The organism is Nonomuraea sp. C10 (assembly GCF_008017515.1).
Taxonomy (GTDB): Bacteria; Actinomycetota; Actinomycetes; order Streptosporangiales; family Streptosporangiaceae; genus Nonomuraea; species Nonomuraea ferruginea.
Window position 1 is genome coordinate 5,887,361 of record NZ_VPFF01000001.1, and the last position, 19,070, is coordinate 5,906,430.

The 19,070-nt window shown below is 71.3% G+C and carries 17 protein-coding genes; 6 read left to right on the plus strand and 11 right to left on the minus strand.

Features of this window, described 5'->3' with window-relative positions; genetic code table 11:
* Positions 1-2: 2 nt before the first annotated feature.
* The 5 genes from FR742_RS26975 to FR742_RS26995 are packed head-to-tail and all read right to left on the minus strand — an operon-like array spanning position 3 to position 5,405.
* Entirely contained in the window at positions 3-2,279 is a 2,277-nt protein-coding gene (locus tag FR742_RS26975; RefSeq protein ID WP_148033530.1) for a tetratricopeptide repeat protein, read from the minus strand.
* Between the two features lie 19 nt (positions 2,280-2,298).
* A complete protein-coding gene (locus tag FR742_RS26980; protein WP_261808762.1) occupies positions 2,299-3,054 on the minus strand; it encodes an SCO6745 family protein in 756 nt (251 codons plus the stop codon).
* Between the two features lie 50 nt (positions 3,055-3,104).
* Positions 3,105-3,911 (minus strand): diaminopimelate epimerase, encoded by an 807-nt coding sequence (dapF, locus tag FR742_RS26985; protein ID WP_148033531.1) that lies wholly within the window; start codon positions 3,909-3,911, stop codon positions 3,105-3,107.
* Positions 3,912-3,929: 18 nt separating this feature from the next.
* Positions 3,930-4,823, minus strand: a complete 894-nt coding sequence (gene miaA, locus FR742_RS26990) for a tRNA (adenosine(37)-N6)-dimethylallyltransferase MiaA (RefSeq protein ID WP_148033532.1) — start codon at positions 4,821-4,823, stop codon at positions 3,930-3,932.
* A 48-nt stretch (positions 4,824-4,871) separates the two neighbouring features.
* The gene (locus FR742_RS26995) at positions 4,872-5,405 is read right to left on the minus strand and encodes a methylated-DNA--[protein]-cysteine S-methyltransferase (protein ID WP_246639586.1); all 534 of its coding nucleotides are present in this window, start codon (positions 5,403-5,405) and stop codon (positions 4,872-4,874) included.
* On the opposite strand from FR742_RS26995, the gene FR742_RS27000 reads away from it, so the two are divergent.
* Positions 5,383-6,282 carry a ribonuclease Z gene (locus tag FR742_RS27000; protein WP_148033533.1) on the plus strand — a complete coding sequence of 300 codons (900 nt, stop codon included), beginning with the start codon at positions 5,383-5,385 and terminating at the stop codon, positions 6,280-6,282. The two genes, FR742_RS26995 and FR742_RS27000, sit on opposite strands and share 23 nt — an antisense overlap.
* An 18-nt stretch (positions 6,283-6,300) precedes the next feature.
* Here FR742_RS27000 and FR742_RS27005 read toward each other — a convergent pair whose 3' ends face one another.
* The 3 genes from FR742_RS27005 to miaB form a co-directional block, all read right to left on the minus strand.
* Positions 6,301-7,047, minus strand: coding sequence for an isocitrate lyase/phosphoenolpyruvate mutase family protein (locus FR742_RS27005; protein ID WP_222709065.1), 747 nt, complete (start codon positions 7,045-7,047; stop codon positions 6,301-6,303).
* Positions 7,048-7,188: 141 nt separating this feature from the next.
* Positions 7,189-7,776, minus strand: coding sequence for a hypothetical protein (locus FR742_RS27010; protein WP_148033535.1), 588 nt, complete (start codon positions 7,774-7,776; stop codon positions 7,189-7,191).
* 897 nt (positions 7,777-8,673) lie between these two features.
* A complete protein-coding gene (miaB, locus tag FR742_RS27015; RefSeq protein ID WP_148033536.1) occupies positions 8,674-10,158 on the minus strand; it encodes a tRNA (N6-isopentenyl adenosine(37)-C2)-methylthiotransferase MiaB in 1,485 nt (494 codons plus the stop codon).
* Between the two features lie 173 nt (positions 10,159-10,331).
* On the opposite strand from miaB, the gene FR742_RS27020 reads away from it, so the two are divergent.
* From FR742_RS27020 to FR742_RS27040, 5 genes are read left to right on the plus strand one after another with little or no spacing between them, the layout of a single operon-like run.
* Positions 10,332-11,051: an amino acid ABC transporter ATP-binding protein gene (locus tag FR742_RS27020; protein WP_378525167.1), complete on the plus strand. Its 720-nt coding sequence runs from the start codon at positions 10,332-10,334 to the stop codon at positions 11,049-11,051.
* A gap of 18 nt (positions 11,052-11,069) precedes the next feature.
* Complete coding sequence (locus tag FR742_RS27025; protein ID WP_148033538.1) at positions 11,070-11,954, plus strand: glutamate ABC transporter substrate-binding protein; 885 nt, start codon at positions 11,070-11,072, stop codon at positions 11,952-11,954.
* Between the two features lie 58 nt (positions 11,955-12,012).
* The gene (locus tag FR742_RS27030) at positions 12,013-12,681 is read left to right on the plus strand and encodes an amino acid ABC transporter permease (RefSeq protein ID WP_148033539.1); all 669 of its coding nucleotides are present in this window, start codon (positions 12,013-12,015) and stop codon (positions 12,679-12,681) included.
* Entirely contained in the window at positions 12,678-13,571 is an 894-nt protein-coding gene (locus tag FR742_RS27035) for an amino acid ABC transporter permease (protein WP_148033540.1), read from the plus strand. The genes FR742_RS27030 and FR742_RS27035 overlap by 4 nt, the downstream gene beginning before the upstream one ends.
* A gap of 36 nt (positions 13,572-13,607) precedes the next feature.
* Entirely contained in the window at positions 13,608-15,455 is a 1,848-nt protein-coding gene (locus FR742_RS27040; RefSeq protein ID WP_148033541.1) for a prolyl oligopeptidase family serine peptidase, read from the plus strand.
* Between the two features lie 4 nt (positions 15,456-15,459).
* Here FR742_RS27040 and rny read toward each other — a convergent pair whose 3' ends face one another.
* The 3 genes from rny to recX all read right to left on the minus strand — a co-directional run bounded on the left by rny (position 15,460) and on the right by recX (position 19,064).
* A complete protein-coding gene (gene rny, locus FR742_RS27045) occupies positions 15,460-17,076 on the minus strand; it encodes a ribonuclease Y (RefSeq protein ID WP_148033542.1) in 1,617 nt (538 codons plus the stop codon).
* Positions 17,077-17,379: 303 nt separating this feature from the next.
* A complete protein-coding gene (locus FR742_RS44750) occupies positions 17,380-17,529 on the minus strand; it encodes a hypothetical protein (protein ID WP_187281326.1) in 150 nt (49 codons plus the stop codon).
* 296 nt (positions 17,530-17,825) lie between these two features.
* Positions 17,826-19,064: a recombination regulator RecX gene (gene recX, locus FR742_RS27050; RefSeq protein ID WP_315970634.1), complete on the minus strand. Its 1,239-nt coding sequence runs from the start codon at positions 19,062-19,064 to the stop codon at positions 17,826-17,828.
* Positions 19,065-19,070: the final 6 nt, after the last annotated feature.

Sequence of the window (19,070 nt, forward strand, 5' to 3'; positions counted from 1 at the left end):
GACTAGAGTCCGTACTCCTTGACGATGCGCTCGTGCCGCTCGACCTCGACGTCGACCTCGCGGGCCAGGTCGAGCCAGGCCAGCGGGTGGGACCAGCGCTCCGTGGCGTCGTCGAGCAGGGCGTCGACCTCGACCGGTGAGACGCCGGGCGGCACCGCCACCCAGCCGAACACGCCGGGGAGCTGCTCGCCGCTCGTCGGGTGGTTGACCTGGTAGTTCTCGTCGCTGTAGACCCACATGGGCCAGCCGCGCTCGGCCATGACCTCGGTGAACTCGGCCCAGTCGCTCTCGCTCGGCGCGGCGCCGTCGAAGAAGTAGCTCGTGTAGCCGCCCGGCCGCAGGATGCTCACCGCCGCGAACGGCGGCACGAAGTTCTGCTGCTCCTCGGGGTCTTCGGGGAGCGGCTCCAGCAGCTGCGGGTCGAACACCACGAGGTCGCCGGCGTTGTAGTCCATGCCGCGCGGCTGCGGCAGCGCCAGCCGGGCGGTGGCGGGGCCGGTGCGGATGGACAGCACCTGGCGGCGGCCGCCGTCGGGCGCGGGGAGGATGACCCGGATCAGGCCCATCTCCTCCTCGATCGGCCCTTCGGTGGACTTGATCGGCATGCCGATCCTCGCGGCGCCCTTGCGGACGGCCGCCCAGTCCTCGGCGGCCGTGGCCATGACGATCATGCGCCAGACGTCCTCGTCGGCGAGCTCGTCGAGCACCTCCAGCAGCGCCTTGGCGCCCTTGACGTTGTCGTCGAGCTGCTGGGCGGCGGTGGCGACGATGCGGCGGGCGTCGACCCCGGCGCCTGCGGCGACGGCGTGCTCGGCGTTGTCGAGGGCCTCGGGCCAGCGCTCGCGGGCGGTGTGGAGGCGGGCCAGCGCGAGGTGCTTGGCGGCGTGCGGCAGCATGCCGGCCAGCTGCTCAAGGCGCTCGTCCTGGCGGGCCTCGATGAGGAGCGTGGTGAGGTAGCCGATGTCGTCGGGCTCGGCGGTGGCGATGTCGCCGGAGTCGACGAGCATCTTCCAGTAGATGTCGGCGCCGGACGCGGGGTAGCCGAGGAAGCCGAGGGTGGTGGTGTGGCGGCGGGTGGCCTCGAGGTCCTCGCCGGACAGCGGGGCGAGCCAGCCGATCCAGCGCTCGGGGTCGGCGTTGTAACCGTCGGCGGCGTCGAAGTAGGCGACGCGCTCCTCCAGCGGGCCGGGCGCCTCGGGCTCGGCGGTGGCGTCGGCGGCGGCGCGCAGCGCGGCGACGCGCTCGGCCACGCCGGCGTCGGCGCGCAGCTCGGCGGCGGCGGACTCGGCCAGGTCGGCCAGCGCCCTGGCCTGCCAGACGCCCTGCCGGGCGACGGCCAGGTCGCCCGCCACGAGGGCGAGCTCGACGCGGGGGCGGTAGCCGCCCATCATGCCGAAGTAGTCGATCCACTGGCGCAGCACGCGGCCGAGCTGCCAGGTGTTGGTGATCTGGGCGGAGCCGGAGAGCTTGTAGACCGCCTGGGCCCACTCGACGAACACTCGCGGGTGCTCGCCCACCACGTCGAGGTCGGGCAGCGCGTCGACGGCCTCGGCGAGGCGGTCGAGCTGCGCCAGGACGAGCGCGCGGCGCACGCCGTCGCGGTGGTCCTTGGCGACCGGGTCGTCGGCCTGGAAGCCGGCGGCGGCCTGCAGCGCGGTGAGCGCGTCCTCGGCGCGGCCCGCGGCGAGGAGCGCGCGGGCGCTCTCGGCGCCGAGCTCCCAGCTCGCCTCGCGGCCGGCGGCACGCAGCCGCTCGACGGCGGACTCGATGTAGGTGACGGCCTCCCCGGCGCGGCCGGCGTCGACGAGCGCGGCGGCGTACTGGGTCACCAGGCCGGAGAAGGCGGGCCCGGCGGGGTCGGCGCCCTCGATGGCCGGGGCCAGCAGCTCCAGCCGCCGGTCGGCGTAGCCGGGGCCGTCGGTGTTGGCCCACGCCACGGCGAGCGCCTCGACGGCCGCCGGAGTGGCCGGGCAGTCGCGGACGTCTTCGCGCTGGGCGAACGCGAGCAGCTGCTCGGCGTCCTCGATCGCGACCGCGCCCTGGACGCGGTCGCCGATGCGGCCGACGAGGTGCCAGTAGCGGGAGTAGAACTCCAGCCAGGGCTGCCCCAGGGCCTCCGCCTGCTGAGCGATGGCCGGGGCCATCACGTCGAGCTGCGGATATCGCCCTTCGTAGGCCTGCGCGGGCAGGTCTCCCAGAGCCATGGCGAGGCCCACGTTGCCCGCCTCGGAAAGCTGCTGCTGGGTTTCGCCGACCCACGCCCAGATGTCCACGTCCATGGGCAGTCAGTCTGCCAGGTCAACGAGCGTCCCCCAAACGCAGAAGCGCGATGAGCTCGTCCGATTCGTCGTCGTTTAGCACGGAAAATACCGGTGCCATCAGGTCGTCGGTGGCGTCCTCGGCGGCGGCCCGGCGTGCGACGACGTCAGGTCCGGGGGTCGGATAGGGCTCCGGCCACTGGAAGAACTGGGCGATCATCTCACCGCTCCGGTGGCCGAACGGCGTCGCGTCGTGGTCGGCGGCCAGCGTGGCCTCCAGAGGGCTCAGCCCGGCGGCGAGCACCGCGTTGGCGTGCAGCCCGCCCCGCAGCTCGCGGACCACGTGCATGAGCTGGACGGCCCGCGCGGGCGGATCGCCGGCGAGCGGCACGGCCCGCCACCCGGCGAACAGCGGCGCCCCGACCGGTGAGGCCGCCTTGACGACCTTCTCCAGCAGCTCGGCGATCCTGGCGCAGCCGTCGTAGCCGCCGAGCTTGCGCCGCCCCCAGTCCTGGCAGGCCCCGGCGGCCAGCTCGACGGCCTGGTCCACGGGCATCTTGCGGCCGCCCTCCCAGCTCTGCCTGACGTGCTCGGGCGGGAAGAAGACGGCCACCGAGGTGACCACGTCGGCCTCGCACTCGCCGAGCACCCCGCAGCGGCCGCGGAAGTAGAACTCGCGAGGCCCCAGGCCGTGCTCGTCGCAGACGGCCTTGGCCTCGCGGGAGATCATGAAGCCGCCGCCGTACTGCCCGATGGGCGCCTTGACCTGGACGGCTGTGGTGCGCGGGTCTGCCATCTCCACCCCTCTCGGTTCGGGAAACAGACCCAGCATCCCCTAGGAGAACATCATTCTGCAAGCATCAGCTCGCCGGAGGCCACGATGACCGCCGGGCCCCGCAGATAGCTGGTCTCCTCGTCGAGCACCACGGTGAGCGTGCCGCCCGTCACCTCGATCGTCCACGTGCCGGTGGTCTCGCCGGACAGCGCGGCGGCCGCGACCGCGGTGGCGACCGCGCCGGTGCCGCAGGAACGGGTCTCGCCGGAGCCCCGCTCGAAGACCCGCATCACCGCGCGGCTGGGGCCGACCGCGTTGAACAGCTCGATGTTGACGCCGGCCGGGAACACCGCGGGGTCGAAGGTGGGCTGGTGGGTGAGGTCGAGCTGGACGACCGGGTCGCCGATCGAGCAGGCGAGGTGCGGGTTGCCCACGTCGACGTGGACGCCCTCGTACTCGTGGCCGCCCACCGTGGTGACGCTGGAGCCCAGCACGGCGGGCTTGCCCATCTCGACGGTGATCTCACCGTCGGGCTCCACCCGGACCAGGCGGGTGCCGCCCCGGGTCGCGATGGCGAACTCGCCCGGACCCTCCAGCCCCGCGTCGACCAGGTAGCGGGCGAAGACCCGGCTGCCGTTGCCGCACATCTCGGCCATGCCGCCGTCGGCGTTGCGATAGTCCATGAACCACTCGGCCTGCTGCCCCGCCACCTCGGGAACCTGCTTGGTGCGCACCACGCGGAGCACGCCGTCGGCCCCGACGCCGGCCCGCCTGTCGCAGATGCGGGCCACGAGTGTGGCGGGCAGGTCGAGCTCCCCATCGGGATCGGGAAGGATGACGAAGTCGTTCTCGGTGCCGTGCCCCTTGAGAAAGCGCATTACCCGATTTTATCCGGACTACTGTCCGGCTATCAGCGCCAGGGACCGGTCGAGCAGGCCGGGATCGTCGTACGGGAGCCAGCGCACCCGCGGATCGCGCCGGAACCACGACTCCTGCCGCCTCGCGAACCGCCGCGTCGCCCGCACCGTCTCGGCGAACGCCTCCTCCTCGCTCCACTCCCCTTCCAGGTAGCGGATCACCTGGGCGTAGCCGAGCGCCCGGCCGGCCGTGCGGCCCTCCGCCAGGCCCCGCCCGAGCAGCTCGCGCACCTCGCCGACCAGCCCCGCCGCCCACATCCGCCCGACCCTGGTCTCGATCCGCTCGTCGAGCACCGGCCTGGGCACCTCCAGCCCGATCTGCACGCTGGGGTAGATGGCCTCGTAGGACGGCATGGTGGCGGAGAACGGCCGGCCGGAGTGCTCGATCACCTCCAGCGCCCGCACGATGCGCCGGCCGTTGCTCGGCAGGATCGCGGCGGCGGCGGCCGGGTCGAGCTCGCACAGCCGCGCGTACAGCGGCCCGGCGCCGCGCTCGGCCAGCTCGGCCTCCAGCCGGGCCCTGATCTCCGGGTCGGTGCCGGGGAACTCCAGGTCGTCGATGGCCGCGCGCACGTAGAGCCCGCTGCCGCCCACCAGCACCGGCACGGCGATGGCCTCGATCAGCGGCCTGACCAGCTTCTGGTACTCGGCCACGCTGGCCGTGACCGTCACGTCCCAGACGTCGAGCAGGTGGTGGGGCACACCGCGCCGCTCGGCCTCGGTGAGCTTGGCGGTGCCGATGTCCATGCCGCGGTAGAGCTGCATGGAGTCGGCGTTGACGCACTCCCCGCCCAGCCGCAGCGCGATGTCGACGGCGAGGTCTGACTTACCGGCCGCGGTGGGCCCCACGACGGCGATGACTGGGTGACGCACGCCTACCAGTGTGGCCTGCCCAGGTCAGCGGTCGCGCCCGGCACCACGTCACAGGTCGAGCAGCGTGGGCTGCAGGTAGCCCTCGTGGGTGAGCAGCCAGCGCTTGGTCTCGACGCCGACCCCGCCGCTGAACCCGCCCAGCCCGTTGCCCGCGACCACCCGGTGGCACGGCACCACGATCGGCAGCGGGTTGGACCCCATGATCGAGCCGATCCCGCGCGCGGGCACGCCGGTGCCGCTGCGCGCCGCCAGCTCGCCGTAGGTCACCGCGGTGCCGTACGGGACCTCGTACAGGGCCTGCAGCACCTCGCGCCGCACGCCCGACGTCAGCCGCCAGTCGATCGGCGTCTCGAACCGCCGCGAAGCACCGGTGAAATAACCACTCAGCTCCTCGACCACGGAACCCGTACGATCCGGGTCATGGACCTCAGGCAGGCCGAGGCGGTCGCGCATCCTGTCACGGACGCCCCACCCCGACGCCACCAGCCCGTCCTCGGTGACGGCCAGCACGAAGGGCCCGACCGGCGTCGGCACCTCCGCGAACGCGACGGTGGTCGTCATGTCGTCTCGTGAACTCGTCATCCTCGGCACCTCCAGCGCGGTCCCCACCCGACACCGTAACCACAACGGCTACCTGTTGCGCTGGGACGGACAGGGTTATCTGTTCGATCCCGGCGAGGGGACCCAGCGGCAGATGCTGCACGCCGGGGTGAGCGCCAGTGACGTCCACTGGATCTGCCTGACGCACTTCCACGGCGACCACTGCCTGGGCGTGCCGGGCGTGATCCAGCGCATCGCGCGCGACAGGGTGCGCCACCCGGTGCGGGCCGTCTTCCCCGCCTCCGGCGCTGACTACTGGCGCAGGCTGCGGCACGCCGCCGTGTTCGCCGACACCGCCGTCATCGAGGAGCACCCGGTCTCCGGCGAGCTGGCCTCCACCGGCCCGCTGACCGCCCGCCGCCTGTCTCACCCGGTCGAGTCGTACGGATACCGCGTCCAGGAGCCGCCCGGCGTGCGCATGCTGCCCGAGCGGCTGGCCGCCCACGGCATCCGCGGGCCCGAGGTGGGCGAGCTGCAGCGCACCGGCTCCGTGCGCGGCGTGACGCTGGCCCGGTGCAGCGTGCCGAAGCCGGGCCAGGCCGCGGCGTTCGTCATGGACACCCGGCTGTGCGACGCGGTGTTCGAGCTGGCCGACGGGGTCGACCTGCTCGTCATCGAGGCCACGTTCCTGTCGGGCGAGCAGGCGCTGGCCAAGGAGTACGGGCACCTGACCGCGTTCGAGGCGGGGCTGGTGGCCGCCCAAGCGGGGGTGCGGCGGCTGGTGCTCACGCACTTCTCCGAGCGCTACACGTTCGCGGACGAGCCCGTTTTCCTGGAAGAGGTGCGGCGCTCCTTCGACGGGGAGGTCTTCCTGGCGCGCGACCTGATGCGGGTCCCGGTGCCGCGGCGCCGCCGCTGACACGCTCTCGTCCTGTGGTCACTCGTAGGGGCTGCGGCCCTCGCTCACGGCGCCGATCATGCCCACGGCGTACGCGTGAGCCGCCCGGTGCAGGCCGTGGCCGTAGCTGACCCGGGCCACGCCCAGCTCCGCCAGCCTGGCCAGGCTCGGCGCGCCCGGCTTGAACAGGATGTTGACCGGGCCGTCCACCTCGCCCACCAGCGCCCCGATCTCGTCCTCGGCCGACAGCCCGATCGGGTAGACGCAGTCGGCGCCCGCCTCCAGGTAACGCCGGGCCCGCGCGACCGCTTCGGCGCGCCCGCCGCCGTCGCGGACGATGTAGGTGTCGATCCTGGCGTTGACGACGAGCGCCGGTCCCGCCGCGGCGCGCACCGCCGCCAGGAAAGCGGCCTGCTCGTCCGGATCGACCAGTTCTCCGGTACGGGGGTCGGAATCCTCCAGGTTGCAGCCCGCGGCGCCGGTCTCCAGCAGCCGCCCGGCCAGCTCGGCCGGGTCCAGCCCGTATCCGCGCTCCATGTCGGCCGTCACCGGCACGTCCACCACCCGGACGATGCGGGACACGGCGGCCAGCATCTCGGCCACCGGCGTCGCCTCGCCGTCCTCGTACCCCAGCACGCGCGCCACCGCGGCGCTCCCGGTCGCCACCGCCGGGAAGCCGGCCTTCCGGACGGCCGTCGCGGACGCGGCGTCCCAGGCGTTCGGCAGGATCAACGGCTTTCCCGGCACGTGCAGGGCACGAAGTGCCGCCGCCTTCTCAATGGTCATGGCCGGAACCATAGGAAGGCGGGGCCGGTGGCTGTAGGTCCAATGCCCGCGAGAACCGGCGAGCCACTTCATGTTTCTCAGAAGGTGCGGGGTGCGTCCGGAGGGTGAACGGCCGCGTCCCGCGCCACCGTGCTCGTGGTGTCAGCAGCCGCTCTTGGCGCACTGGCCGCCGACGGTGCCGGCTGGGCCGTCCGCCGGGTTGTCGCCCTCGTCGGAGGGCGGCGGCTTGGCCGCGGTCGTGGGCTTCTTGCCGCTGTCGCCCTGCTTCGCGGCGGTTTCCTGCTTGGCGCCGTCGCCCTTGCTCGCGGTGCTCTTGTCCGACGAGCCGGCGCGGGTGTCGCGGGTGTCGCCCGACGTGTCGCCCGATGTGTCGCCAACGGAGGCGTCGCCCATCTCGGCGGCCTCCTCCTCGGGCAGGCCGGTGTCGGCGTCGCCCATGGTGGCCTCGTCGGCGGCCGCCTCGTCCTGCAGCGGCTCGCCCTCGCTGCCGGTCTCGCCGGCGCCCTGCTCGGGCCCCGCCTGCCGGCTCTGCTGGGTGGGCGTGCCCGTCTCTCCGGACCCGGCGGTCAGCGCGTAGCCGACGCCGCCCACGGCCATCGCCGCCACGAGTACGGACGCGGCGATGACGGTGATCTTTTTCTTCTTGCTCGGCCTGTTCCTGGCGGCCCGGCGGCCCTCGCCTGGCCCGTTGAGGATCTCAAGACGATCCGGCTCGGTCGGATCTTGCATGGTGTTACAGCTCCCTGCGGTCGTATCGGGAAAGCTCTCCGGCTTCCGCGGGCGATGGACCACACTAGCCGCAACAGCCGAATGCTCGCGCAACAATCACAAAGGAATCACGACTTGTCCCCCCAAGGTCCTATTCGCCCAGGTCGACGCCACCGCCTCGCCCCCGTCGCCGCGGTCACCGCCGTCCTGGCCATCGCCACGGCGGGAATTCTCCTCGCGTTCACCGGCCCGCGAATGCACCCTCGCAAATCGGCCCCCGAAATCGATCAGGAAAGCCCGCTTTTCGATCAATCCCGCCGCACGCCCCCACCCACGTGGACGTCCATTCCACCGCCCCATTCAGCCAGCCCGGAACCCCCCGCACCGGCGACGAGCATCACCACCGAAACCCCCTGGCTCCACCCGATCCCCCCACCAAGGGCAACACCCTCGTCCCACCCAGGAGACGCCACCAGGCGTCCGGCAGACGTCCCAGAACGCCAGCCCCCCACCCGAGATCGCCAAGGCCCCCGTGCCAAACCCCGCACCCACCGCCCCGAACCCCGGGAACGTTCCAGCACCCACACACCGAACGACAACACCAGCACCGGCGAGGCGGTCACACTCACCACCGCCCCCTCACCCACCCCCGAGCCCCAGCCCAAGGCCCAGACCCCACCAGGACTCCCCGCCCCCGACCCCTGCGCAACCTTCCACGACTTCCGCCGCGCAGCCTGCTACGAGGCCCTCAAGAGCCTAGGAAATTGATCACCACGGCGGGACCCACAACTCAGGAACTACGGCGGGCAGAGCAGGCCGAAGGCTTGCTATCGGCGCCCAGCCCGAGGGGTTTCCCAAAAGCCCTTAAGATCTTGATCTTTTACGGCGCGACCCACCCGAGCCAAGCCCACCCGACGATCAGCGAGCGGAACAGCCCGAAGAAGAAGGAGAAGTCGCCGGCCGGCCGATGGTAGGCATACCGAGGAGCACTCCGGACGGCTGGGGAGACACACGCGCCTGCCAGGCGTCACCCGCACGCGTGCGGCGCAGTTCGCGGACCGCCCCGTCGGCGACCAGGTGGTGCGGGGCCGCGTACGTGACCTCGACCGTGACCATGTCACCCGGACGCGGCGTCTCCTCGCCCACGGCGAAGTGGACCAGGCGGTTGTCGGCCGCGCGGCCGGAAAGGCGGCGGGTGGCCTCGTCCTTGCGGCCTTCGCCCTCGGCGACCAGGATCTCCAGCGTGCGGCCGACCTGCTTCTTGTTCTCCGCCCAGGAGATCTCCTCCTGGAGGGCGACCAGCCGCTCATAGCGCTCCTGGACGACCTCCTTGGGGATCTGGTCGTCCATGGTGGCGGCGGGGGTGCCCGGCCTGATCGAGTACTGGAAGGTGAAGGCGTTGGCGAAGCGGCTCTCCCGTACGACGTCGAGGGTCGCCTGGAAGTCGTCCTCGGTCTCGCCGGGGAAGCCGACGATGATGTCGGTGGAGATGGCCGCGTCGGGCATGGCGGCGCGGACCCGCTCGATGATGCCGAGGTAGCGCTCGGCGCGGTAGGAGCGGCGCATGGCCTTGAGCACCCGGTCGGAGCCCGACTGGAGCGGCATGTGGAGCTGGTGCATGACGTTGGGCGTCTCGGCCATGGCGGCGATGACGTCGTCGGTGAACGCGGCCGGATGCGGCGAGGTGAACCGGACCCGCTCAAGGCCCTCGACGTCGCCGCAGGCGCGCAGCAGCTTGCCGAAGGCGAGCCGGTCGCCGAACTCGACCCCGTAGGTGTTGACGTTCTGGCCGAGCAGGGTGACTTCGAGGACGCCCTGGTCGACGAGGGTGCGCACCTCGGCGAGGACGTCGCCGGGCCGGCGGTCCTTCTCCTTGCCGCGCAGCGACGGCACGATGCAGAAGGTGCAGGTGTTGTTGCAGCCGACCGAGATGGCCACCCAGGCGGCGTAGGCGGACTCGCGCCTGGTGGGGAGCGTGGAGGGGAAGACCTCCAGCGACTCCTTCAGCTCGACCTGCGCCTCGCCCTCGATGCGGGCGCGCTCCAGCAGCACGGGCAGGGAGCCGATGTTGTGGGTGCCGAACACCACGTCGACCCAGGGCGCCTTGCGGACGATCTCGCCCTGGTCCTTCTGCGCGAGGCAGCCGCCGACGGCGATCTGCATGCGCGGGTTGCGGACCTTGGCGGGCCGCAGATGGCCGAGGTTGCCGTAGAGGCGGTTGTCGGCGTTCTCGCGGACGGCGCAGGTGTTGAAGACCACGACGTCGGCGGTCTCGCCTTCGGTCACGGCGACGTAGCCGGCGCCTTCCAGCAGGCCGGACAGCCGCTCGGAGTCGTGCACGTTCATCTGGCACCCGTACGTGCGGACCTCGTACGTGCGGGGGCTCTCCTGGGTCACAGTCATGGCATGAACAAGGGTAGTCGTTATGAGCCCTGCGCCAGCCGTACGCTTTCAAAAGACCAGCTTGACTGCCTGATGTGATCGGATCGGTACCGCCTGGTTAGTGACCAGCGTCCTTCGTGCCTCTACCGTTTGGGTCCATGACGGAGAACGGGGACGCCACTCCACTCGTGCAGATGGAGCACGTCAACAAGCACTTCGGGGCGCTGCACGTCCTGAAGGACATCAACTTGACCGTCTCACGTGGCGAGGTCCTGGTCGTCATCGGCCCGTCCGGCGGCGGCAAGTCGACGCTCTGCCGGACGATCAACCGGCTGGAGACGATCGACGACGGCAGGATCGTCTTCGACGGCCAGGTGCTGCCGGCGGAGGGCAAGGCGCTGGCCAGATTGCGCTCCGACGTCGGGATGGTGTTCCAGTCGTTCAACCTGTTCGCCCACAAGACCATCCGGGAGAACGTGACGCTGGGCCCGGTCAAGGTCCGCCGCCAGGCCAAGGACGCCGCCGACAAGCGCGCCATGGAGCTGCTGGAGCGGGTCGGCATCGCGGCCCAGGCGGACAAGTATCCCGCCCAGCTCTCCGGCGGCCAGCAGCAGCGCGTCGCCATCGCCAGGGCGCTGGCCATGGACCCGAAGATGATCCTGTTCGACGAGCCGACCTCCGCGCTGGACCCCGAGATGGTGCAGGAGGTGCTCGACGTCATGATCGGGCTGGCGCGTGACGGGATGACGATGATGGTCGTCACCCACGAGATGGGCTTCGCCCGCAGGGCCGCCAACCGGGTCGTGTTCATGGCCGACGGGCAGGTCGTCGAGGAGAACACCCCTGACGAGTTCTTCACCAACGCGCAGACCGACCGGGCGCGTGACTTCCTTTCGAAGATCCTCACGCACTGACTAACGAGGCAGGTACACATGCACATGCGTCGAATGGGAGCGGTGCTCGCCGCGTTCGCCATGGCGGGCGCGCTGACCGCTTGCGGCGGCGATGACGCTGGAGGCGGCGGCGACGGCGGCGGCTCCTACGCCACCGTGATCGACAAGATCAAGGGTGGCGGCACCGTGGTCGTCGGCACCAAGTGGGACCAGCCGAGCCTGGGTCTGAAGACCGGGCCCGAGCCGGAGGGCTTTGACGTCGACGTGGCCAAGGCCGTGCTCAAGGAGCTCAACGGCGGCACCGACGTCAAGGTCGAGTGGAAGGAGTCGGCCTCGTCCAACCGCGAGCCGTTCCTGCAGAACGGCACCGTCGACATCATCTTCGCCACCTACTCGATCACCGAGGAGCGCAAGGGCAAGGTCACCTTCGGCGGCCCGTACGTGATCTCGCACCAGGACATCATGGTGCGCAAGGACGACACGTCGATCAACACCCCGCAGGACCTCAAGGGCAAGCGCATCTGCAAGGCCGCGGGCTCCAACTCCTACAAGCGCATCACCGACCCGCCGCCGGACGGCGAGCTCGACATCGACGCCACCACCGTCGACGCGGCGAACTACTCGGAGTGCGTGCAGAAGCTCAACGGCAGCAACCTCGACGCCGTCACCACCGACGACCTGATCCTGGCGGGCTTCGCCAAGCAGGCGGGCGGCAACTTCAAGGTGCTGGGCCAGGGCTTCACCGACGAGAAGTACGGCGTCGGCCTGAAGAAGGGCGACACCGCGACCTGCGAGGCCGTCAACACCGCGATCAAGACGCTGTGGGACAACGGCCAGATGAAGACCATGCTGGACAAGTGGTTCGGCGGCATCGAGGGCCTGCCGCTCTCGACCGAGGCACCGCCGGCCGAGGGTTGCGCCTGATCATGTCGTAGGCGGCGGCCGGGATCCCGGCCGCCGCCCTCCTATGCGGTGGAGCACGATGGACGAACTAATCAAGTACGCGCCCGTCCTCGCGGAAGGCTTCCTGGAGAACGTCAAGCTCTCCCTCGTGGCCGCGGTCGCCTCCGTCATCCTGGGCACGATCCTCGTGGGGATGCGGGTCTCGCCGACGCCGGTGCTGCGTGCAGCCGCCACCGTCTACGTCAACGTGGTGCGCAACACGCCGCTGACGCTGGTGCTGGCGTTCTCCGCGCTGGGTCTGAGCGACCAGCTCGGCCTGGTGTTCTCCCAGGAGCCGAGCGTCAACTCGTTCTGGATCGTCGCGATGGGCCTGTCGTTCTACACCGCGTCGTTCGTGTGCGAGGCGCTGCGGGCCGGCATCAACACGGTGCCCCTGGGCCAGGCCGAGGCGGCGCGGTCGATCGGGTTGTCGTTCTTCCAGTCCCTGCGGCTGATCATCCTGCCGCAGGCGTTCCGGGCCGTCATCGCCCCGCTGGGCAGCGTGATGATCGCCATGATCAAGAACACCACGGTCGCGACGGCCGGCGGCTACCTCGCCGACGCGGCCGCCACCATGAAGGAGGTCTTCGACACCACCGGCGCGTCGATCCCCATCTTCATCGGGATCGTCATCGCGTTCATGGCCCTGACCATGCCCATCGGCTACTTCACCGGTTGGTTGTCCCGACGTCTGGCGGTGGCCCGATGAACCTTTCCGTCCTGTTCGACACCCCGGGCCCGCGCGGGCGGGTGCGCAACCACCTGCTCACCGCGATCAGCGTGCTGATCGTGGGCGGCATCGCCTACTGGGTCTATCTGGGCTTCGACGCCAAGGGCCAGTTCGAGGGGAAGATCTGGGAGCCGTTCCTCGACCCCTACACCTGGCAGACGTGGATCCTGCCCGGCCTGGCCGGAACGCTGCGGGCCGCCGCGCTGGCCGCGGTGCTCGCGCTCGCGTTCGGCGCGATCTTCGGTCTGGCGCGGCTGTCCGACCACGCCTGGATCCGGATCCCGGCCGGGTTGGTGGTCGAGGTCTTCCGGGCCATCCCACTGCTGCTGCTGATCTTCTTCATCTTCTACTTGGCGCCGACCGTGATGGGCGGCGGCGACTACGCGTTCATGGCCGTGGTGCTCGGCCTGACCCTCTACAACGGGTCGGTGCTGGCCGAGGTCGTCCGGGCCGGCGTGCTCTCGGTGCCGAAGGGCCAGGCGGAGGCCGCGTACGCGGTCGGCATGCGCAAGAACCAGGTGATGCGGCTGGTGCTGCTGCCGCAGGCGGTCACGGCCATGATGCCGGCGATCGTCAGCCAGCTCGTGGTGCTGCTCAAGGACACCGCGCTCGGCTACATCATCGCCTACGTCGACCTGCTCAACACCGGCTTCAAGATCCTGCCGGCGGTGTTCTTCGGCTCGCTGATCCCGGCGGCCATCGTCATCGGCATCATCTACGTCGGGCTCAACATGGCGCTCAGCTACCTGGCCCACTGGCTGGAACGCCGCAGCAGGCGCAGCCGCAAGACGGCGGCGCCCCCGGTGGCGCCCCCCGGCGCGGAGGCGATCGGCCTGCGCTCCGGCGGCGGGCTCGACAGCACCGACTGACCCACGAGCGGCGGGGATTTCCGGCAGGATGCGGGTATGCCCGCCGCTCTGTGGCCCTCACCCATCTCCACCTCCGACGTCGCCCGGGCGGCGGCTCGTCCGGCCTGGCCCGTCGTGTCCGGCGGCGCCGCCTGGTGGACGGAGGACCGCCCCGGCGAGGGCGGGCGCACCACGATCGTGCGCCTCACCGCCGACGGCGCCCGGACCGAGCTACTGCCGCCGCCGTGGAACGCCCGCACCCGCGTGCACGAGTACGGCGGCCGCCCCTACGCCGTCACGCCCGGCGGCGACGTCGTCTTCACCGAGCTGACCGACCAGCGGCTCCACACCCTCGACCGGTCGGGCGAGATCAGGCCGCTCACTGCCGAGGGCGACCGCTACGCCGACCTGATGGTCCGCGACGACCAGGTGTGGTGCGTCCGCGAACGCCACCTCGACGGCGGCAAGGTCTCACGGTCGATCGTGTCCGTCCCGCTGGCCGGGGGCGAGGCCGCCGAGCAGGTCACGGGCCACGACTTCTACGCCTTCCCCACGCTCTCCCCCGACGGCCGGCTGCTCGCGTACGTGTGCTGGAACCACCCCCGGATGCCGTGGCACGGCACCGAGCTGCGCGTCACCCGCCTGTCCGACGGCGAGACGTGGACCGTGGCCGGCGGCCCCTCGGAGTCCGTCCTGGCGCCCCAGTGGCGCGACGAGGGCCGTCTCTACCTGATCTCCGACCGCTCCGGCTGGTGGAACCTGTACGCGGCCGACATCGGCGGCGGCGAGCCGGAGCCGCTCTGCCCGCGCGAGGAGGAGTTCGCCTGGCCGCTGTGGTATTTGGGCGGCCTCCCGTACGCGGTCCTCGCCGACGGCCGGCTCGCCGTCCTGCACGGGCGCGGCGACCTGCGGCTCGGCGTGCTCGACCCGCTCACGGGCGTCCTCACCGACCTGGACACCCCGTTCCCGGGGTGGGCGCCGACGCTGGCCGCCGACGGCGCCTCCGTCCTCGGCATCGGGTACGGCCCGGCGACCCCGATGTCCGTGACCCGGGTGACCACGGCCATCGGAACCCCCGGCGGGATCGAGGTGCTGGCGGCTGACCCCGGCGGGCTACCCGACCCGGCCTACCTGCCGGAGCCTCGGGCGGTGACGCTGCCGGGCGAGGACGGCCGGGAGGTGCACGCGTTCCTGTATCCGCCCGCGCATCCGAACCACGCCGCCGACGGACCTCACCCGTACGTGATCTTCGTGCACGGCGGGCCGACCGCGCACGCCACCACCGCGCTCGACCTCGGCAAGGCGTTCCTGACCTCGCGCGGCATCGGCGTGCTCGACGTCAACTACGGCGGCTCCACCGGTTACGGCCGCGCCTACCGCGAGTCGCTGAAAGGGCAGTGGGGGCTGGCGGACGTCGCCGACACCGTGGCCGCCGCCCGCTGGCTGGCCGCCGAAGGGCACGCCGACCCCGGCCGGATCGCCGTCAGGGGCGGCAGCGCGGGCGGCTGGACCGTGATGGCGGCCTGCTGCCGGTCCGGCGCGTTCGCCGGCGGCGTCTCGTACTACGGGGTGAGCGCCCTGGGCCCGCTCAACGCGCACACCCACGACTTCGAATCCCGCTATGTGGAGTGGCTCGTCGGCCCCGAGGACCCCCAGCTGTACGCCGAACGCGAACCGCTCGCCCTGGCCGGCGGCGTCTCCTGCCCGATGCTGCTGCTCCAGGGGCTCGACGACCCGGTGGTGCCGCCGGAGCAGTCGGCCGCCTTCGCGGAAACGCTGTCGGAACGCGGCATCCCCTGCACCTACCTCGCCTTCGACGGCGAGGCGCACGGCTTCCGCCGCACCGAGACCCGCTCCACCGCGCTCGCCGCCGAGCTCGCCTTCTACCAGCAGATCTTCCGGTGAAAGGTCAGCGCGCGAACTCGGTCGCCCGCGACTCCCGCACCACCGTGATCCGGATCTGCCCCGGATAGGTGAGCTCCTCCTCCACCTGCTTGGCCACGTCGCGGGCGATCACCTGCGCCTGGATGTCGTCGATCGCGTCCGGCTTGACCATCACCCGGATCTCCCGCCCGGCCTGCATGGCGAAGACCTTCTCCACGCCGTCGTAGGACTGCGCGATCTCCTCCAGCCGCTCCAGCCGCTTCACGTACGCCTCCAGCGACTCGCGGCGGGCGCCGGGGCGGCTGCCGCTGATGGCGTCGGCCGCCTGGGTGAGCACCGCCTCGACGGTGCGCACCTCCACCTCGTTGTGGTGCGCCTCGATGGCGTGCACCACGTCCTCCTGCTCGCCGTAGCGGCGCGCGATCTCCGCGCCGATCAGCGCGTGGCTGCCCTCCACCTCGTGGGTGAGCGCCTTGCCGATGTCGTGCAGCAGCGCGCAGCGCTTCATCAGCGTCTGGTCGAGCTTGAGCTCGGCGGCCATGATGCCGGCGATGTGGGCGGACTCGATGAGGTGCTTGAGCACGTTCTGTCCGTAGGAGGTGCGGTAGCGGAGCTGGCCGAGCAGCAGCACCAGCTCCGGGTGCATGTCGGTGAGGCCCAGCTCGACCAGCGCGTCCTCGCCGGCGCGGGCGCACAGCTCCTGCACCTCGGCGCGGCTGCGGTCGTGCGCCTCCTCGATGCGCTGCGGGTGGATCCGCCCGTCGAGCACCAGCTTCTCCAGCGTGAGCCGCGCCGTCTCCCTGCGAACCGGATCGAAACACGACAGAAGCACCGCTTCAGGAGTGTCGTCGATGATCAGGTTGACGCCGGTGGTCGACTCGAACGCCCGGATGTTGCGGCCCTCACGGCCGATGATGCGGCCCTTCATCTCGTCGCCCGGCAGGTGCAGCACACTGACGACCGACTCCGCGGTCTGCTCGGTCGCCATCCGCTGCACCGCCAGCGTCACGATCTTGGTGGCGCGCTTCTCGCCCTCGCGGCGCGCCTCGCCCTCGATCTCCCGTACGATCAGCGCCGCCTCGCGCTTGGCCTGGTGTTCGATGTCGCGCACCAGCTCGGCCCTGGCCTGCTCGCCGGTCAGCCCGGCCACCCGTTCCAGGATGACCCGCCGTTCCTCCTCCACCTTCAGCAGCTCGGCCCGCCGGTCGGCCAGCTCGATCTCCGTCTCGGCGAGCTTGCGGTCGCGCTCGGCCTGCCGCCTGGCCTCCTCGTCGAGCCGCTGCTCCCGCTCGGCCAGCCGCTGCTCCCTGCGCTCCAGGTCGGTGCGGAGCTCCTTGAGCTCCGACTTCAGGATCCGGCTCTCCTCCTCGACCTCCCGCCGCATCTGCGCCGCGCTCTCCGCCGCCGCCTCGGACCTGCGCAGGATCTCCTCGGCGTCGGACTCGGCCCTGTCGCGGATCTGGCCCGCCTCGGTACGAGCCTGCTCCAGCTCGTCGTGCACGGCCTCCAACTGCTCCGGAGAGGGCTTGGCGCCCCTCGGGACGCCTCCCGAGGTGCGCCTGACGACGATGAAGAGGGCTGCCATCATCCCGCAGGTCAGTACGAGCACCGCCACCGACAGCACCACGACAAGCGGCCCCATGTACGCCCCGCCCTCCTCGCGTCGTCAACACCCACAAACGCGGCCCTCGCACGGGAGGGTCACGGGCGCGGCACGGAAAGCCCCGGGACAGCTATCAAGCACAGGCCGACCACGTGCCGACCGCAACAGCCGGCACCTCGTCCGCCTCGATCAACCAAACTCGCTCGTATGTCGTTCACCGGTATGGCAATCCGCACTGCGCGGAGTAACTCCTCACTGCCGTCGAGGTTATGCGTCGAACAGGTCACGAGCAAGCAAACGACTTACCAAGCGTGTCTTACCCGCCACCCCCGTCTTCCCTCGTCAGTCGATCCCGTCCAGGTTGACGATCTGATATTCGCCGGGCAACCGGTGAGCGATGCGCAGGCCTTGGGCGGACCTGAGCCGGTCGACACTGACGCCTCCCTCCTCGCCGGGCGCGCACTCCAGGTGCGCCGACCTGCCCGTCCGCACGTCGTACAGAGTCTGCCCGTCCGTGAACCGGACCAGGGGTCGTGGACCGGTCGGCGACGAATCTCCACCTTCTTCGTAGCCTCCCTCTTCAGACGGCCACACAGGTGAATTCGTTAAACCACGACGTCGGACGCTCGGCACGGGCCCACGCAGGAAACCCCGCCGCGCTCCGGCATCCGCCCAGGGATCTGTACCGGAGCCCGTCCTCGGACCTGTACCAGCGCCGAAGACCGTCTTCGCCGAGGTCACCTGCCGCGAGGCCACGAGTACGCGACCTCGACACACCATCGGCAGGACTACGGGTACTCGTCCTCGACCTCGACGCCTTCCTGCTCCAGAGCCTCCCGGATCACCCGGAACGACAGCCCCGGCGGGTAGCCCTTTCTCGCGAGCATGCCGGCCAGGCGGCGAGTGCGGACCTTGGAGTCCAGGGAGCGGGTGGAGGGCAGCTTCCGCTCCACGAGGCGGCGGGCGGTCTCCTCCTCCTGATCCGGATCGAGCCGCTCGACGGCGTCCTTCACCGTCTCCTGGTCGACCCCGCGATGCCGCAACTCGTTGGCCAGAGCCCGCTTGGCCAGGCCCCGGCCGTGATGCCGGGAGTCGACCCAGGCCTCGGCGAACGCCTCGTCGTTGATGAGCCCCAGCTCGGTGAACCGGTCGAGCACCGACTCCGCCACCTCGTCGGGCACCTCCCGCTTCCGCATCGCCTCGGCCAGTTGCGCCCGCGTCCTGGGCGCCATGGTGAGCAGCCGCAGGCAGATCGCCCGCGCCACCGCCTCAGGATCGGCGGGGGGCGCCGCTGCCGCACCCGAACCGGCATCCGGCCCATCAGCCGACCACCCACGCCCGGCCTTCCGCCCGGACCGCCTCCCCTTACGCCCCTTCTTCGCCTTCTCCCCAGAACCCGGCTCCACCCCCGGCGTCGCCCAGAACTCCGTGCCCGCAGCCGACGCCCCCGCAGGAGTTCCGGTCTCTGCGTCCGACACCCCGGCCGAAGTCCCGGTCCCTGCGTCCGACACCCCCGCAGAAGCCCAGGTCCCTCCGTCCGATGCCCCGCCCGGAGCCCCGGTTCCCCCATCCGCCGGCACCGCGCCGCCCGGCACCTCACCATCCCCTACCGACGCCGCACCACCATCCGGCACCTCACCGGAGGCATCCTCCAGCGGGCCCGCACCACCGCTCAACGCCTCACCCGATGCATCCCCCGACGGAATCGCACCACTGCCCAGCGGCTCAGCTGACGCCGTGCCACGGCCTGGCATCCCATCGGACGCGGTGTGGGAAGCCGCCGCGCCACCGTCCTGCTCATCGAGGGCAGCGTCGGGAGAAAGAGAGGACTCCCCACCTCCGTCAGGCCTCCCCTCCTCTGCGGTCTGCCCAGGCCGCCAGGCACTCACGACGGACGCGACGCTCCTCCCGGACATGACCTGCGGCGTTCCACGCGAATCCGCGTCGTCCGGGCCGCCCTCCTCACCGTGGAACGCAGGCCGAGGGTCTGCGGCTTCAGCGTCGGAGCCTGCGGAGGGAGGAAGCATGTCATC